The organism is Vibrio sp. R12-SW3-ISO1 (genome assembly GCF_059834005.1).
This window is the reverse complement of sequence record NZ_JCBDGK010000040.1, coordinates 142,608-159,467: the sequence shown is the minus strand read 5'-3', so window position 1 is coordinate 159,467 and position 16,860 is coordinate 142,608. Positions and strand designations below refer to the sequence as shown.

Here is a 16,860-nt window from a genome sequence, read left to right as displayed (position 1 = left end):
ACTTCTTAGGGCTTGGAAGTCAGCTATTTGCTGCGAACGTAAGCGGCGCAGAACGTGACCACCGCCTGATCGATGGCGGCGTCAACCGCATCATCACTAGGTGTTGGCAGATGGCCAAGCAGTTGAGGCCAAAAGATCACCGCTTTGATTGAGCCAATAAATTGATCGATGGCGAGTGGAATGTTGGCGATCTCGAGTATACCTGCGTCGATGCCCTGCTGCGCCCAGCGGTACAAGCCGTAAGAATCCTCAATTGAGGAGAATTTTTCCATCATTAAGGCGGACGTCTCTGCGCAGCGCATACACTCGGTCATCACCATGCGCGCCGTCATCTGGAAATCGTCATTGTTGATGTGACACATCTGTTTGCGTGTGATGGCTTTAAGCTGCTGCTCTATTGCAACAGAAGTGTCAAACTTCAGGTCGTTTTGGTCATCAAAGCGACACATCAGCTTGTCTACAATAACCTCAAACAGGGCATCTTTGTTTGGGTAGTACTTGTAGAGTGTACGTTTTGATACGCCCGCATGGCGAGAAATCCCTTCCATACTCGATTGCTCAAAGCCTTTTTTTGCAAAGACTTCGATGGCGGATTTGATGATATCTTCTTGTTTTATATCGCTTCTAGTGCTCATTAGCCGAACCCAACAAAACTAAAAGTAAACGATAGTGTTTACTTTTATTAGGATAGAACCTAAAGTATACACCATCGTTTACTTTTTTGGGTAGCCAATAGGTCATGAAAATGAGCAACGTGATTAAAGCCTCAGTGATTTCTGCGTTAGGTGTCGTAGGATTAAGTCAATTTAGCAAAGCCAATCCCGATTCAGCCCTCGCTCGTAGCGAGCAACAGCGCGCTGAGCGCATCGCCCAGTCGCCTCAGTTTCAAGGTGGTAAAGTGATCACTAGAATGCCTTCAGTGCCTTCTCCTGAAAGTATGTCTTCAGTGATGTGGACCTTCTTTTTTGAGCGCAGCTCCCTAAAGCCGCAAGGTTCTTTACCCAATAGGCCAGTTGATATCGAACGCTTGAATCAGCGTAGTGAAGAGATGCGTGTCACTTGGCTTGGGCACTCGAGCCTGTTTATCGATATCGACAAAACGCGCATCCTTATCGATCCGGTTTTCGAATACGCTTCCCCGCGCCTAGCGAAGCGATGGTTTGATCGTAATGTGAGCGCGCCAGTCAGCCGTGAATCACTACCTACACCGGATGTGATTGTGATATCCCATGACCACTATGATCACTTAGAAGAGTCGACGGTTCGTTATTACGCTGATAAAGAGGTGTTGTTCTTTGTGCCTCTTGCGGTTGGTCGCCACCTCGAAAAATGGGGCGTACCAGCGGAAAAAATCCAAGAGTTCGACTGGTGGGAGTCTGCTCGCGTGAACGGTGTTGAGCTGATAGCTGCACCCGCTAACCATAACTCAGGCCGCACGGGCTTTGACTCCAATACGACACTCTGGGCCTCTTGGGCAATCAAAGGTCAGCATGGTTCACTGTTTTATAGCGGCGACAGCGCGTATGACGATCATTTTGCTCAAATCGGCCAAAAGTTGGGCCCATTTGACATGGCCTTTATTGAGGTGGCGGCAAACGTTAAAGAGGGCAAAGGCTTCCCTGTTGAAAACTGGGGCCACATGCAGGCCAAACATACCATGCAAGCGTTCTTGGATTTAGAGGCTAAACACCTGTTCCCAGTGCATTGGTCCACGTTTGAGCTGTTTGCTCACAAATGGGATGAGCCGATGACAGACCTGATCGCGGAAGCGAAGTACGCTAACGCCCACTTGGTCACGCCGATGATTGGTGAGACGATTTTGGTCGGTGACGATATTCAAACCAGTTACTGGTGGCAAGAGCCTGTCACCTATCTGGCGAATGCCCAATTGAGCTACCAAAATTAGTCTGCGATCATCGCCTAACTTGTAGCTAAAAGCCTGCATTTTGCAGGCTTTTTGTATTTCTGGATGGTCAAACTTGTTCGTCCGGGCCAATTAAGGGTGTTTGATTGGCGTCTATTTTGAGCGTTTGGGTTGGGAAGGCGATATCCGCTCCGTGACGATGGACGATTTCTAAAATCTGCAACAGCACATCTTGCTTTACTTTGTGAAAGCGAATCCAATTGACGGTTTTCGTAAAGGTGTAAACCATGATGGTGAGTGATGAGGGAGCAAAGCCATTAAAGTTAACAATCAAGGTCTGTTTTGCGTCAATATCTGGGTGATTTTGCAGCATGCTTTTGATGTCATTGGCGATCGGTTCGAGTTTGGTGCTGTCGTCATAGCGAATGCCGATGTTCTCGTGAATCCGACGGTTGAGCATGCGAGATGGGTTCTCCACTACAATACTGCTGAACACGGAGTTGGGCACATAGAGAGGACGTTTATCGAAGGTTCGGATGATGGTCATACGCCAACCAATTCGCTCGACGGTACCTTCAATCTCTCTGTCTGGGGAACGCACCCAATCGCCGACTTTAAATGGGCGGTCAAAGTAAATCATCATGCCGCCAAAGAAGTTTGACAGCAGATCTTTTGCGGCAAAACCGACCACTAAACCACCGACACCACCAAAGGTAAGTAAGCCTGATAAGCTTAGGCCGAATGTTTGCACAACGGTGAGTGCGCCAATGACGACAAAGAACAGGCGCGTCACTTTAGCGATGGCTTGTACCGTGGTTTCATCACGCTTCTTTTGTTTGAGAATGTACTCTTCAACATTGCTTATGAGACGCATCACTACCCAGATGAAGATACCCACAACGAGAAAATGCTTTAATGTGCTTAACCAGTTGAGGTTAGAGTCAGTTTGCTCTTGCAAGACAAAGCCGAGAGAGATGGTCGCAGGCCAACACCAAATCAGCGTGCTAACGGGTGTTTTGAGCGCTGAAAGCACGAGGTCATCCCAATGGAAATGCGTTTTCTCCACTAAGACTTCTAAGCGCCCATACACCAGACGCCAGACTATCCAAGCGACAAAACTGGCGAGTGTGATGAAAATAACATTGCTGTTCCACTCTTTGATAAACAGCAGCACATCCTGTTGCCAAGCTAAGACTAACTCATTCATTTTATTTATCTTTGGGTTATGTGCAGAGGGTTCAGTATAGAGGTTTGGGTGAGCTGTGAAAACCAGCCGAATGTCAGAGTTTATTGACTGCTGAAATGATCGGAGAGTGCCGTACGTCGGTGCTTGGCCGCGCCGCCACCTTCTAAATCGACCGTATCTTCATAGCCCTCTTTGATAAAGCGTTGCGTGGGGCTGTTGGGCTCGAGTCGTTTCAATTGCGGAGAGCTGAAAGTGCCTGCAATTTGGTAAATGGACTTACCGCCCCCTGTGGTGACGAAGACTTTTTTGCCATCAAACTCGAAATCTGTTGCCACTAATCGGTCGTTACGAAATACCCCTTCGCTACTGAGCGTCAGTATTTCGGTATTGTAGGTGGGGGCACCAATTTCTATCCAGCGGCCGTAGACATGTTTAGGGTGCACATAGTCTTGATAACTCACATACAAGAGTGCGGAAAAGCCGAGCGCTAAACCGATGATCACAACGGGCAATACCACTTTAAAGATGGATACTTTGTTCATAGTTTCGCTTCGATCTTGTGTGAATAAACAACGCTCTACCAGTCTAACCCCTCGCTCGCCAGTTCGATATCTCAAATGAGACCAATTCAGAACTTAGACAAAAAAGTTTGATCTTTAGCCAAATAATGATGCTTTGATAAGCGGTGTCGCAATAGGAATCCAATAAGTATAGCGTTCGATGCGTTGGCGTGATGATGCAGTGGAAAGTCGGCAAAGGAAATGCTTGCTCTGTCGGGCGGTTTCGTATAAAAGTTTCACTCCATCAATGATAATCGAGTCGTTATTCAAGGAGAGAATCGTGATCAAAGTCAACTCGTACTTCGAAGGGAACGTTCAGTCGTTAGGGTTTAATCAGCAAGGTGAAGCGTCGAGTGTCGGTGTCATGCTCGCGGGTGAGTACACCTTCGGTACAGCAGCACCAGAGCGCATGACAGTGGTGAAAGGGGCATTGACCATCAAACGTGTGGGTGATGCAGACTGGACAACCTATTCCAGCGGCGAGTCATTTGACGTGGCGGGCGACTCTTCGTTTGATCTGCAAGTCAAAGAGGCGACGGCCTACCTGTGTGAATATCTCTGATGCAGTGAGAACCGTATTGGTCTAGATTTGAAACCACGCAATGGCGTGGTTTTTTTGTCTCTGCGCCAAAATGATAACGGTTGTTTCGAAAAATCCGAAAGGATAGTCAGTTATTATCAGTTTAATCACGACAGCCATGAACTATACTCATTAGTATGCCGTGATGCATCGTGAGGAGGTGACTATGGCCGTTGTACCCAAACACAAAGACCAGAATAGCCGTTACGATCCCAGCCAGGATTTAACCGCCGACCAGCTTCATCGCTTTGGTAAAGCGGCTAGCAAAGCGCATGAAAGGCGTAAAGAGCTGGCAGAGAGCGGTTCGGTAGTGTCCGCTGCGCGCGCTGCGAAGGATGCGGCATTTCGCCCTGTCTATCGTCCTAAAAAAGACAAACCCAATACCGTTCGTTATGCCGTGTGGCTAGTGGTTGTGATGGTATTCAGTTTGTGGTTGATGTACATGTCTCGTTAAATTCACTTCTCATCCAATTACGCAGAATCAACACGTGCTCGTTTTTGAGTTTTTCTTTCGCGCAAGCAAAGTAGAAAGCTTGATGCGGATTGAGCACAGGTTGGCCAATTTCGACCAAATACCCCAATTTAATGTCATCTCGAACGAACATTCGGTGCGTAACCAACACGCCCAAGTGACGTGTTGCGGCCTGTACGGCTTGGATGGATGCGCTAAAGCTCAGATTCTTGGCGAAGGTGGGCAGAGCAAGTTGATGGGCTTCAGACCATATTTGCCAGTCGTTTTTGCGTCGATCGTTGAGCGCGACAATGGCGGGTTGTTGAGTGAGAATGACCGCGGGATCCATCAAATGCGCATCCTCAACGTCACCGGCATAACACTGCCTAGCGACCTCTGGACTGGCGACCAGTACAAGTTCGTCATCGGCGAGTTTTTCACAGTAGTAGTCCTGCCAATCGCTGGTATTGCCATGAATGAGCGCCACATCCACCCCTTCTTCTTCTAAAACGAATTGACCAATCAATGTGGAAATACGGATATCAATATCGGGCGCGTGTTGATTGAACTGGCTTACCCGCGGGATCCACCAGTGCATAGCAAGCGAGTTAACCATGTTGAGGGTCAGACGGTTGCTATGGCGATTGGCTAAAAGGTGCGACGTGGCCGCGACGATCTCTTCCAGTGCTGGTGCCACGCGGCGATAGTATTGCCGTCCCGCTGAGTTGAGAACCACTTGACGACCAACGCGAGTAAATAGAGGTTGCTCCAGTTGCTGCTCGAGGGTTTTTATCGCCTGACTGATAGCGGAATGACTGACATACAAGGCTTTAGCGGCAGCCGTCATACTCCCGGTTTCGGCAACGGCAACAAACGCATATAAGGATTTCATCGGAGCAACTATTTTCATGTGTAAGTTTTTCTAACAGTTAATGTTGTGATTACTCGTTATTCATTGCTGAAAAAGGTCGATAGACTGGGCGCAGATAACGGAGGAATAATGAAAACAACACAAGACATCTCTGCATCACCTGTCCTTTTTATGTTGGCCTCTACCTTCAGTTTGTCACTGACTGGGCTAATGTCAAAACTTTTAACAGATTCTATCGCGCCGAGCGCGCTGAGTTTTTTGCGTTTTGCGGTGCCTGCGCTGCTGATTGGGTTAATGACCAGTCGGTCGTCATGGGCGTTGCCTTGCGGACAAGTACGAAAAGCATTGTGGGTACGTGCGCTGTGTATTGCTGCGTGTCAGATCTGTTTTATCTACGCCCTGAGCCATCTCAGTTTGGTTGAAAGTGTGGTGCTGTTTGGTACCGGGCCGCTGTTTATCCCCGTGTTGGAAAAACTCACTTTTCGCACTGCTATTGGAGCAAAGGCGCTGTGGGGACTCACGTTCACATTTGTAGGTGTGGTATTGCTTGCTGGGGAGTGGGGAGCGCTGACCTTCAAACCGGCGTTATTGGTTGGGTTACTGGCCGGTCTTTTTAATGCGGGCTCGCAGCTCAGTTTGTACCGAGTCAGTCATTCGTCGATGAGCAGTTTGGCGATTAATCTTTGGACCTTCGTGTTTGCGGCTTTGCTGGTTGCCCCCTATTTGATTTGGCAAGCGGTCACATCTGCGCCGCTTGTTTCTCCTCTGACTGGATATTCGCTCCATTGGGGCTGGGGCTTACTGGCTTTGTTGATCGTGTTGATGTCACTGCTGATCATTAACACTCAGGTATTTCGAGCCAAGGCGTACCGTTTAGCGGCTTCGGGCTCTCAACTTGCTCCGCTTATTTTCACCAATTTAATCTTTTCCACCCTATGGCAATGGGCCTTTTATGATGAGCATTACCATCTATGGCAGTGGATTGGCCTGTCGATTATCGTTCTCGCTAACGTTATGGTGGTGCTAGCACCTTACTGGCAGAATAAAAAGCCCAAGCTGTTATGGAATAGATAGTCCTTAGGAATAATGGCGCAATGTAAACCGAGAGCCCCTAGTTAATCGATGATGGCTTGATGCGCAAGCCATAAGGCAGCGCACTGAACACCGATTTGTGACGCGACGGTATTGGAGCCTCATTCACGCCTTGCCAGTCAAGTAGCATAATAGCCAATACGTTGCGATGTTCACCGTAGGTCAAATCAAAATCACCGCTGACTGAAGCGATCATACCGCGCTCAGCATTGATGGATTGTTGAATCGCGGCGCGCGTTTTATCGACAACAGGATCATCCTCAAGCCCCGCCAGTAAAAAGGCGATGCCCACTTCGGCGATAATGTCCTCTTTGGTACGAGCTAAAATGGTGTCGATGTTCTCGCGTAGATAGTGGTAAATCCACTCATGCTGTTTCTCGTCAACCGCGTGCTGATAGTAGTGTGATGCGGCAAAAATGATGTGCGTCATACCGTAGATTTTATTGCCGTATTGTTGATTGGATAAGGCAGCGTCTTCGGCATCTGGGTAGGTGCTTCGAAAGGTCTGTGTAAATGCCTCAACCACATCTTGCTCTTCGAGTTGTTGTAGCCAATAGACTTGATTGGCCAGTTGGGCTGCCCACGCTTTGATCATGTCTGGGTCGGTGACATAGCGTTTGAAATCGTAGCGACGAATCACGTTTCGTAGCGCGCTATCATCCAGATGCTCTAAATGATATTCGTTGGCGCGAGCCAGAGAGCCGAGCAGGTCGACACCCAGGTAAATGTACTCAGGGTAGCGCTTAGTCATTTGGTAACGGCGTTGACTGCGCTCATCTGAATCCCCCTCATAGCTGCGATTGCGCTTTTGGGCGTAGGCCATGATTTGCTCTGGAGTGTGTACTTGCGCTGCAAATCGGTTGAGTCGACTCGCCACCCTTGCCATATCGCTCCACACTGCGGCTGCGTATTGGTCATCAAGCGTTTGGCGATACATTCTCAAACCGTAGTGGCCTTCTTTAAAGGCTGGCAAAGTGTAAAGTTTACGCTCGTAAGTTTGGCGGATAACCTCTGCCGACTGCTCGTACGTCATCGTTTGAGCGTGAAGCAGCGTACTCAAAGTGGTTATGCACAAAATAAGCAAAGTGGCAGGGAGTCGCATTCATGTGTCCTTACAATCGGATAACGAGACAAAAACGGTGAGCGTGGAGTAAAACAAACATTCTTCAATGTTATGTAAGCGCCCCGTCAAATGAAGGCGAATAATACGTGAGATGAGGTAAAGCACCAGCGATGGAGAGGAGAGGGTGAGAAAGTGACGTCTTTGTTGTTAATTTAGCTATCATTAAATTAACAAGTGTGAATGAAGCGACTGAAAATATTAACAAAGGTGTGTAACCTTATGGGCAATACTGGTAATAACTACTATTTGCGTCAATAATAAATCACTGATCTTTATGTTTTTATTTTTATGTGTCTTAAAGCCATAGGAGGCTGAGTGAAATCAAGCTTTGGTAGGCAGTGGCCAGTCTATCTCCTGTTTATGCTGTTGTGTGTTTGCTCCGTGACTTTGGTGGAGTTCCTAGACCGCAGCCAAAAGAGTTTTCTGCGCGATAGTATGTTAGCGCGAGCGAAAGAAGAGTTGTCCATTATTCGCTCAGAGATTGAAGCGTCAATCGTGTCCGATATTTATGTGGCTAACGGCCTCTCTTCTTTGGTTGCTGCCAATCCTGACTTTGACTTTTCTGGTTGGGATTTAATCGCATCGAGCATTATGCGCCGCAGTAATAATGTCATGGTCGTCGCACTGGCACCGGATGATGTTATCCAATACATCTACCCGCTAGATGGTAATGAAAAAGCCGTAGGTTTGGTGTATCAATCGATTCCAGAGCAATGGCGTACCGTACGAAAAGCGCAGCAATTACAAGAAATTTTCATTGCCGGCCCCGTCGATCTCGTGCAAGGCGGACAAGGATTGATTGCACGCGTGCCGATTTTTATGGACCCTCCCTACAACAGCAAGTATTGGGGAGTGTGCAGTGTGGTCATGTCACTTGAGTCTCTCTATCAACAAGTCGGGGTGGAAGCGTTTGAATACAAATACCACCTAGCGATGCGAGGGGTAGACTCTTCTGGTGAAGAAGGCGAGATTTTCTACGGCAGCCAAGCGGTATTTGATGACGCATTTTCTGAAGAGATCGTACGCTTCCCCTATGGGAGCTGGCAAATTGCTGCGTCAGAGAAAACCGATTTGCTCGCCACTATTGAGTGGTATCGTGTTAACGCCGTGCGCATTTTAGGGTACCCGATGACCATGCTGCTTTTGTTCGCGTTCTCTACTATCTATCGATTGTATGACAATGCACACAAACGCTCCCTGCAAGATGAGCTCACTGGGCTGCCCAATCGTCGCTACTTTATGTACTCACTCCAGCAGCAGTTTGATCTGGTCTCAAAAGACGAGAAAAAAGGCGGCTTTGCTCTTTTGAATATCGACCTAGATGGCTTTAAGTTCATTAATGACACCTACGGGCATGCCGCGGGCGATAAGGTGCTGGTGGCGGTGGCTGAGCGTTTGGTTAGCACGTTGCGCGCCTCGGACACTGTAGCTCGGGTTGGCGGGGATGAGTTTTTAGCTATGCTACCACGTGTCAATCGTGAAGAGGACGTAGACCGCATTCGCACGGAGTTAACTAAAGTGATTGCCCGAAACCCAATCATATATGAGCAGCACTTGATCACAATAGAGGTGAGTATCGGCCACGCGATGTACAACGCGAATATGCGCAATATTAATCAGCTGCTCAAGCTCGCGGATAGCAGTATGTATGACATCAAACGCCATCACCGCAAGGGATTCGGCACGTCTTAGAGGTGGATGATGAAGAACTTGACTCAATGGCTAGCGGCGTACGGTGAGAGCCATCAAAACCCGATTAATCAGAAAATTCATAAAGTGGCTGTGCCGGGTATTTTCTTGTCGGTCGTTGGGCTGATTTGGTCACTGCCGAGTTTGGAGTTGTATGGGCTCCGTCTCAATTGGGTTTGGGTGGCCGCACTCCCTGTGATGATGTTCTATTTTCGCTTGTCGCTTAGCGTGTTTATTATGATGCTAGGCTTCCTTCTCGCGTGTATTGCGTTAATTTGGTCTCTGGAGATCATGAGGGCGCCGGTGTTGCTTGTCTCCATAGCACTGTTTGCGGTGCTCTGGATAGCACAATTTATTGGTCATAAGATCGAAGGGAAGAAGCCGTCGTTTTTCGAAGATATCCAATTTCTTCTGATTGGACCGATTTGGGTATTTCGTAAACGCTAGTCGATGATTCTATCCCTTGTTCTCTGCGCCGCCTAACCAATGTTGGGCGGCGCTTTTTTGATCTCTGGGAAACTCGATGCGTCATGGTTTGCATTTTGCAATGATTAATACTTTCGCAAAACGCAATTATTCTTATTTTGCTTGACGATTATGTGTTCTGTTTGCATGAAACTGATGACGAAGTGAGCGAAGTGATTGATTTTTGGTTAACTTAAAAGTTGGCACGGTTACTGCTTTATTTATAGTGACCCTTATTAAGCCAAGGGTCACCTAGCCAACTGACGTTGTTAGTGAATACGATTTTGTTCACAATCATATACAGCCAATCACACCGATTTGTGGTTGGCTTTTTTCTTTCTGTCTCGCCTTTCTGTCTCGAATGGGTTTCTTCAACCTCTATTCACCACCTTGGCAATTTTCATAACAGCTTGGTTTCCTCGGACACACGGCACCTCGTGAGCATATCACGCGCGCATCTGACTGAATGCCTCGCTCAATCCAGTTAATGTTGAGTATTTTAGCAATGGTGGTGAATTCACGGCTGATATGACGTGGAATGGGGGCGCTGCCACCCTGACTGACGCATAAACTTTTGAGTTCCTGAGCGATATCGTGTGAATTCCCGCCCTGAGCATCAATGGCTGGGTTAAGATCGATGCCTGCGCACAAGACGCGGTTGTTCCCTGCAGGATCGGTCATGTTGACTGACTCACAGCAGTAAATTCTTGGCTCATCCCCGACGTTGAGAATAGAGATCTGCGCAGAGCTACCTTGTTGTGGCTCAGACAAGCGGCGGAAAACAGCCCAGTGCTGACACGGGTCATTGACCTTACGCATGTTGCCCCAAGGAAGCGGGATCCCGTTACCACGATAGACCGCTTTAAGCTTGTTTTGTCCGTACGCATCAAAATAGTGCCAGTGAGGATAGGGCGAAACCACGGTCATACGACGCATCGCAACTGATGGTGATACGCCTGCTTTGAGGTGGACGTCAATCTCATACCCGCTGCGGTCTAGTAATTGTCGGAAAGGGACTTTAGGGCAAAGTAGCGCGCCCGCAAAAAAACTCGACTCAAAATCACGCCACGCTTGCAAAATGTCTTGCGAGTTGAGCTCTGAGCTCGGCGTGGTTTGGTTGTAGTCCTCCCAACTGTTGGCATGCCCCACCGTCAGTACGCTTTTCAACCCTTCTTTGCTGTGCAGAACACAATGGCCGATATAGACCGCCAAATCATACTTAAGGCGAGTCGGATACTCTTTGAGGATTTCATTAAGGAACAGAGTTCCGGGCGGTTCAAAGAAGGATGTCACGACTTGCTTGGCGTTAATCCCAAGCTCATCCACCACATCTTGTGGTGCGCGTTTGACCCAGCGAATGGTGAGCCCAAGGCTTCGGGCAATGCCCATCAAATCTTCCGCTGAGAGGTTGAGGCGTTTGAGGCCCACTTCTTCTGCTGCACGTTCGAGATCAGGAAAGTGGTTTTGATGGCTCTCTTGATGAGCTCGGATCAGCAAATGAGCAAACTGGCGGCCTGTAATGCCGGTTTGCGAGAGCATCTCCGGAATGGCGATTTGGAGAATTTCATTCGAGAATAGAAAGCTCGGCTCTAGGGCCATGCCGCTGATCCCGCCGCGATTGCCTTTATCAGGCGTGATGTCGGCCTGCTCTGGTTCGTCATCTAAGAACCAAGCGGGATCTTTTTGGAAAACTTGTGCAATGACCTCCAGCATATCAATGCTGGGCACGCGTTTTCCTCGTTCAATCATTGAAAGGTAAGAGACCGACGGTGCGTATTCAGGGCTGACTCTCACACAGCGTGCAGAGAGATCCTCCATAGTTAAGTGGTTGCGTTTTCTCAGGTTTCTAATTTTAGTCCCGAGGAAATGGGATTGGCGAATCAAGCTTTTTGACACTGGCATTTTGTAAAATTCACATTGTAAAATTTTTGTTGTGAAATTGTAGTAAAAAATTCACTAGTATACAAAGTAAGCAAAGTCACAAATTTGCAACTTATTAAACGCGAGTTTGAAATATTTGCTCTAGGACATGATGCTGTGAAATATCCGTGAGGGAAACACTATGAATATGCTGACATTCGATAAGACAGAAATCCAAAATCAAAACCGCCCTTTTATCGCTGAAGCAGTCTTCGCGGTAGAAACCATCAACGCTAATCAAGCAAGTGAAAAGCAAACCAAATCGAAGCAGCTGCTCGATAGACTGTTCCCCCTAGAAAATGGGTCGCACAAAAATGTCACAGCGTACGTGATCGACTATCGACACGTTATGGCGTACTTCAAAGATGGGAGTCACAGTGGTCTCAAGCATCCTAAACACTTTGTTGCTTACACAGGAAGTAAAGAGACGCCTGCCTCCTTACTGCTTCGTGATGGGACTGGCAGCCATGTTGAAGTGACCTTTGGTCATCACAAAGGGACAGGTTGTGTGGAGCTCGTGTGTATCGATGACATCCAGCTTGAAACCTGCACCATGTTCCCTCACGAAATGGGCGAGATGTCGGCAATGCGTCACTGGATTAGCCTGGTAAAAGGCGATGAGAAGGGTAAACCACAAGCGTGTACAGAAGAGAAAGAGTACACAGCGAAAAATGGCGACGATTACCAATTAGGCTGTTGCTACACTATGGGCAACTAAGCGCCACTCTAGTACAAAGTCAAAAAAGGATACGTCATGCGTATCCTTTTTAGGTTATTGGGTTTGGCTTTTGAGCCACACTGCTAAAAATGAAGTTGAATGACAGACGTGACAACGGCACCTGGACGGCGAACTCCTTCAATTTCGACTTTTATCTCGCGCTCCACCTCTAATCCTTTACGGATCGGCGTGACCTTAGACAAAGTACTGACCGCACGGACTCGGTTGCCAGCTTTGACAGGGTAAGGGAAACGCACTTGGTTCAACCCAATGTTGACGACCATCTTAGCCGTCGGGAATAGGTTGTTGTCTGGATCGACACTGTCGGTCAATTTTGGCAGCAGAGCCAAGGTCAGAAAACCGTGAGCGATGGTTGTTTTGAATGGCGATTCACTGGCTGCACGCTCAGGATCGGTATGGATCCACTGCATGTCTTCCGTAACCAGACCAAATTGGTTGATGCGCTCTTGTGAGACATCGAGCCATTCACCCGTATGAATGATCTCACCTAATTGAGTCTGTAGTTCATCAAACACAGCTTGGGCTTGCGGTTTAAGTTCGATTGGCTTCTCAACAGGCTCAGATGCCTCATCGTTCACCGCGGGTTGTTGAAGATCGCGCAGTCGAGTGAACAATTGACGGTTATTGGCCTTGCTTAAAAAGTCTCCCCAGTACTCACGTACCGCAGGCGACATCCATTGCATGAGATCAGAATGATGCTTTGAAATTGACTCACCACGATGTTTGAACAAGTCAGCAACTTTCATAACAGCCTCGAATTTATACAGAATACCTAACGAATTCTCTAATTTTGAATTAGTTCACATTATTGTTCAAATACTTTCGGGCGCACATGTGTTAACTGAACAGTGTTTTAATTAATAAATTCAAATAATTAACAATAAAACACTATTTTATTGGCTCATTAAAATTAGAGCTACAACACTAGTGTTTCAAACCAATGACCCCGTTAATTGGCTAAAAAATCACAGTAGAGAGACAGTTTTTGCTCACATTGTCATCACTCGAACAATTCAAAGCAAATTAGCACTTTACAACCTTTCTCCAAGTACCTAATATACGCCTCACCGACGGAGAGATGGCTGAGTGGTTGAAAGCACCGGTCTTGAAAACCGGCATACGTTAATAGCGTATCTAGGGTTCAAATCCCTATCTCTCCGCCACTATTCTAGAAAAAACCGCTGTTTTTACAGCGGTTTTTTCGTTTCTGGGATCTGGTTTTTCTTTTCGAGACACTCTATGTTGAATGGAGTAAGTACCATAGGAAAGGGAACGCATGCCGCTTAGACCATTCAACAAAGGTGACATTGATCAACTCATTGCTTGGATCGATTCTTCTTCGCTCAATTACCAATGGGGCGGGCCTACCTATCAATTCCCCCTCACGAAAAGACAGATCGTTAGACACATTAAACGTCAAGAAGTGACGCCATTTCTCTACGAACGTGATGATCAGAGCGTTGGTGTTGCCGAACTGTTTTTTGTTGAAGAGGAGCACTATCGTATATGCCGAGTGTTTGTCAGTGATTCACACAGAGGCCAAGGCGTGGCCAAGCAGATGCTTAAGGCGCTGATCATTCACGCGGCGACAACACTGATGGCCCGAAAACTCTCTCTGGTTGTGTTTGCACACAATCACCCCGCTATCCGCTGTTATCAGTCCCTTGGTTTCGAAACGGTGTCGTTTGAGCAAGGTGCACGAAAGCATGAAGGTGTGTCTTGGGATTTGATCAAAATGGAAAAATACTTAGATCATAAAATTGACCAAGCGCGTTAGCACTTGGTCATTATGATTATCGCTTAGTTCACCACTTCAGACCAAGCGAGCACGCCACGCACGGCGCGTTTCCAACCACTGTAGCGGGCTTCACGTTTCTCCGGATCATCGTGAGGGATAAAGGTATGATCGATTTCGGCTTTGTTGGAGACTTCCTCCAAACCATCCCAGAATCCGACCGCAATACCGGCTAAGTATGCGGCGCCTAGTGCGGTCACTTCAGTCACTTTTGGTCGCTGAACTTGGGTGTTCAAGATATCAGCTTGGAATTGCATCAAGAAGTTGTTCGCCACAGCGCCGCCATCGACGCGCAGTGTGGAGAGTTTGATGCCAGAATCGGCTTGCATCGCATCAATCACATCGCGGCTTTGATAGGCGATACTCTCCAGCGTGGCACGAATGATGTGATTCGAACCTGTGCCTCGTGTCATTCCGACAATGGTGCCGCGAGCATACGCATCCCAATATGGCGCACCCAACCCAGTAAACGCAGGCACCACGTACACGCCATTGGATGAGTCTACTTTGGTCGCGAAGTACTCAGAATCGTGGGCATCTTCGAGCAGTTTCATTTCATCTCTGAGCCACTGAATCGATGCGCCGCCCATAAAGACTGAGCCTTCGAGTGCGTAGGCGACTTCACCTTTTGGCCCGCAAGCAAGGGTCGTGAGGAGGCCATTTTTCGAGGTGACTTTCTCATGACCGGTATTCATCAGTAGGAAGCAGCCGGTTCCGTAGGTATTCTTGGTTTGGCCGGGCTCGACACACATTTGACCAAATAGCGCCGCTTGTTGATCGCCAGCGATACCGGCAATAGGGATGCGAGTGCCGCCTTTACCGCCAATATTAGTTTTGCCATACACTTCTGAGGACGGTCTCACCTCAGGCATCATGGATAGGGGGATGTTGAACTCTTGCAAGATGCGTTCATCCCACTCAAGGGTGTTGATATTAAACAACATGGTACGAGAGGCGTTGGTGTAATCGGTGACGTGCACACGCCCTTGAGTCATCTTCCAAACCAGCCAGGTATCAACGGTGCCAAACAGCAACTTCCCTTCGTTCGCCAGATCGCGGGCGCCTTCAACATTGTCGAGAATCCATTTGACTTTGGTGCCGGAAAAATACGGGTCTAACACCAGGCCAGTGTTCTCTTTGATGTAGCTTTCAAGGCCGGAACGTTGCTTCAACTCTTTGCACAAGTTGGCTGTACGACGACATTGCCAGACAATCGCATTGTAGATGGGGGCACCGGTCTCTTTGTTCCATACCACGGTGGTTTCACGCTGATTGGTGATACCAATCGCGGCGACCTGATCTGAGGTGATGCCTTTTTGCCCTAGCGCTTCGATGAGTGTCGAGCTCTGTGTGGCATAGATTTCCAGTGGGTCATGCTCTACCCAGCCGGCTTCGGGATAAATTTGCGTGAATTCGCGCTGTGCGACGCTGACGATGTTGGCGTCGTGATCCAGTACAACGGCGCGAGAACTGGTAGTTCCTTGGTCAAGAGCAACAATATATTGAGTAGTCATGGGGTAATCCTTGTTATCACGTTATGCTTTTTTGTAGGTAGACCTTGTCGAGTTGACGAGGCACCGCGTGCATCATGGGTGCACTTCATTATCTTCAACGACGCAATCATCACATTGCGCTGGGCTGGTGCAGCCGCCATCGTCGGGGAGGTACGCGCCGATGACTTTCGGGTACAGCCAACCGCCAAAGCAGGCGCCAGCGATGGGAGCGATGATGGGGACGATGAAATAAGGAATCTCTTTCGCGCCAGTGAGAGCGTAGTCCCAGCCCGCTAAGAAAGAGAACAGTTTAGGACCGAAATCGCGCGCGGGATTCATCGCAAAGCCGGTCAAGGGACCTAATGAGCCGCCAATCGTTGCGACCAGTAAGCCAATCAATAGCGGCACCATCGCTCCGCGAGATTCACCACCGTTGTTGGAATCACCAAAGGCCAAAATGCCAAACATCAGCACGGCGGTGATGGAAAATTCCACGGCCATCGCACCGCCAAAGGAGAGCGATGGGTTAGGGAAGGTGGAGAAAATACCGGCGGTCGCCAGCGCTTCGGGCGTGTCTCTTGCGATGCCGTTGGCCAGTTCCCATTCGACGAACAGATTGCCATATAAGCCATAGATGAGCGCCGCCGCGCAAAACGCGCCAGCGATTTGTGAGCCGATGTAGGGGATGACTTTGTGTTTTTCAAATCCATGGAAAGCCGCAAGCGCGATGGTCACCGCTGGGTTAATATGCGCGCCCGATACACCTGCGGTGCAGTACACTGCAAGAGCGACCGCCATGCCCCATACAATGCTCACTTCCCACTGACCAAATTGAGCGCCTGTCAGTACTAACGCTGCCACGCAGCCCACCCCCCAGAAAATGAGTAATCCGGTTCCTATAAACTCGGCAATACACTGCCCTAATAGAGTGTGATCTTTACGTATAGCCATAATGATGTCCTTAAGGTTGGATGTTGGTTCGGTACAACAAAAACCGATTGAGCGCGAGTGAGTGTATAGAAAAGGTTGGAT

Annotated in this window: 17 protein-coding genes and 1 tRNA gene; 9 read left to right on the top strand and 9 right to left on the bottom strand. The window is 48.3% G+C overall.

Features of this window, described 5'->3' with window-relative positions; all coding sequences use genetic code 11:
• Window positions 1-23: 23 nt before the first annotated feature.
• The gene (locus tag AC6R0R_RS11500) at window positions 24-635 is read right to left on the bottom strand and encodes a TetR/AcrR family transcriptional regulator (RefSeq protein ID WP_500626767.1); all 612 of its coding nucleotides are present in this window, start codon (window positions 633-635) and stop codon (window positions 24-26) included.
• Window positions 636-745: 110 nt separating this feature from the next.
• Between AC6R0R_RS11500 and AC6R0R_RS11495 the strand changes: the two genes are divergently transcribed.
• Window positions 746-1,906, top strand: a complete 1,161-nt coding sequence (locus AC6R0R_RS11495) for an MBL fold metallo-hydrolase (protein WP_500626766.1) — start codon at window positions 746-748, stop codon at window positions 1,904-1,906.
• 67 nt (window positions 1,907-1,973) lie between these two features.
• Here AC6R0R_RS11495 and AC6R0R_RS11490 read toward each other — a convergent pair whose 3' ends face one another.
• Both AC6R0R_RS11490 and AC6R0R_RS11485 read right to left on the bottom strand, forming a co-directional pair.
• Window positions 1,974-3,071 (bottom strand): mechanosensitive ion channel family protein, encoded by a 1,098-nt coding sequence (locus AC6R0R_RS11490; protein WP_500626765.1) that lies wholly within the window; start codon window positions 3,069-3,071, stop codon window positions 1,974-1,976.
• An 80-nt stretch (window positions 3,072-3,151) separates the two neighbouring features.
• A complete protein-coding gene (locus tag AC6R0R_RS11485; protein WP_334552145.1) occupies window positions 3,152-3,592 on the bottom strand; it encodes a DUF2850 domain-containing protein in 441 nt (146 codons plus the stop codon).
• Window positions 3,593-3,890: 298 nt separating this feature from the next.
• On the opposite strand from AC6R0R_RS11485, the gene ppnP reads away from it, so the two are divergent.
• Window positions 3,891-4,172, top strand: coding sequence for a pyrimidine/purine nucleoside phosphorylase (ppnP, locus tag AC6R0R_RS11480; protein WP_500626764.1), 282 nt, complete (start codon window positions 3,891-3,893; stop codon window positions 4,170-4,172).
• A gap of 184 nt (window positions 4,173-4,356) precedes the next feature.
• Window positions 4,357-4,644 (top strand): hypothetical protein, encoded by a 288-nt coding sequence (locus AC6R0R_RS11475; RefSeq protein WP_334552143.1) that lies wholly within the window; start codon window positions 4,357-4,359, stop codon window positions 4,642-4,644.
• Here AC6R0R_RS11475 and AC6R0R_RS11470 read toward each other — a convergent pair.
• Window positions 4,613-5,551: a LysR substrate-binding domain-containing protein gene (locus AC6R0R_RS11470; RefSeq protein WP_500626763.1), complete on the bottom strand. Its 939-nt coding sequence runs from the start codon at window positions 5,549-5,551 to the stop codon at window positions 4,613-4,615. The two genes, AC6R0R_RS11475 and AC6R0R_RS11470, sit on opposite strands and share 32 nt — an antisense overlap.
• A 90-nt stretch (window positions 5,552-5,641) precedes the next feature.
• Here AC6R0R_RS11470 and AC6R0R_RS11465 point away from each other — a divergent pair, with 90 nt between their 5' ends.
• Entirely contained in the window at window positions 5,642-6,586 is a 945-nt protein-coding gene (locus tag AC6R0R_RS11465) for a DMT family transporter (protein ID WP_500626762.1), read from the top strand.
• A 37-nt stretch (window positions 6,587-6,623) separates the two neighbouring features.
• On the opposite strand, the gene AC6R0R_RS11460 is transcribed toward AC6R0R_RS11465, so the two are convergent.
• Window positions 6,624-7,706: a DUF3541 domain-containing protein gene (locus tag AC6R0R_RS11460; protein WP_500626761.1), complete on the bottom strand. Its 1,083-nt coding sequence runs from the start codon at window positions 7,704-7,706 to the stop codon at window positions 6,624-6,626.
• Between the two features lie 381 nt (window positions 7,707-8,087).
• Here AC6R0R_RS11460 and AC6R0R_RS11455 point away from each other — a divergent pair, with 381 nt between their 5' ends.
• Window positions 8,088-9,419, top strand: coding sequence for a diguanylate cyclase (locus AC6R0R_RS11455; protein ID WP_500626809.1), 1,332 nt, complete (start codon window positions 8,088-8,090; stop codon window positions 9,417-9,419).
• A 9-nt stretch (window positions 9,420-9,428) separates the two neighbouring features.
• The gene (locus AC6R0R_RS11450) at window positions 9,429-9,863 is read left to right on the top strand and encodes an Mpo1 family 2-hydroxy fatty acid dioxygenase (RefSeq protein WP_334552216.1); all 435 of its coding nucleotides are present in this window, start codon (window positions 9,429-9,431) and stop codon (window positions 9,861-9,863) included.
• 396 nt (window positions 9,864-10,259) lie between these two features.
• On the opposite strand, the gene AC6R0R_RS11445 is transcribed toward AC6R0R_RS11450, so the two are convergent.
• A complete protein-coding gene (locus AC6R0R_RS11445; RefSeq protein WP_334552139.1) occupies window positions 10,260-11,783 on the bottom strand; it encodes a DUF3612 domain-containing protein in 1,524 nt (507 codons plus the stop codon).
• Between the two features lie 160 nt (window positions 11,784-11,943).
• Here AC6R0R_RS11445 and AC6R0R_RS11440 point away from each other — a divergent pair, with 160 nt between their 5' ends.
• Entirely contained in the window at window positions 11,944-12,519 is a 576-nt protein-coding gene (locus AC6R0R_RS11440) for an aldolase/citrate lyase/malate synthase family protein (RefSeq protein WP_334552138.1), read from the top strand.
• An 83-nt stretch (window positions 12,520-12,602) separates the two neighbouring features.
• Here the strand turns inward: AC6R0R_RS11440 and AC6R0R_RS11435 are convergent, their stop codons facing one another.
• Window positions 12,603-13,286 (bottom strand): MaoC family dehydratase, encoded by a 684-nt coding sequence (locus AC6R0R_RS11435; protein WP_334552137.1) that lies wholly within the window; start codon window positions 13,284-13,286, stop codon window positions 12,603-12,605.
• A gap of 326 nt (window positions 13,287-13,612) precedes the next feature.
• On the opposite strand from AC6R0R_RS11435, the gene AC6R0R_RS11430 reads away from it, so the two are divergent.
• Window positions 13,613-13,703: transfer RNA gene (locus tag AC6R0R_RS11430), tRNA-Ser, on the top strand.
• Between the two features lie 113 nt (window positions 13,704-13,816).
• Window positions 13,817-14,317 carry a GNAT family N-acetyltransferase gene (locus tag AC6R0R_RS11425; RefSeq protein ID WP_500626760.1) on the top strand — a complete coding sequence of 167 codons (501 nt, stop codon included), beginning with the start codon at window positions 13,817-13,819 and terminating at the stop codon, window positions 14,315-14,317.
• Between the two features lie 23 nt (window positions 14,318-14,340).
• Here AC6R0R_RS11425 and glpK read toward each other — a convergent pair whose 3' ends face one another.
• A complete protein-coding gene (gene glpK / locus AC6R0R_RS11420; RefSeq protein ID WP_334552131.1) occupies window positions 14,341-15,849 on the bottom strand; it encodes a glycerol kinase GlpK in 1,509 nt (502 codons plus the stop codon).
• Between the two features lie 72 nt (window positions 15,850-15,921).
• Window positions 15,922-16,779: an MIP/aquaporin family protein gene (locus AC6R0R_RS11415; protein ID WP_500626759.1), complete on the bottom strand. Its 858-nt coding sequence runs from the start codon at window positions 16,777-16,779 to the stop codon at window positions 15,922-15,924.
• Window positions 16,780-16,860: the final 81 nt, after the last annotated feature.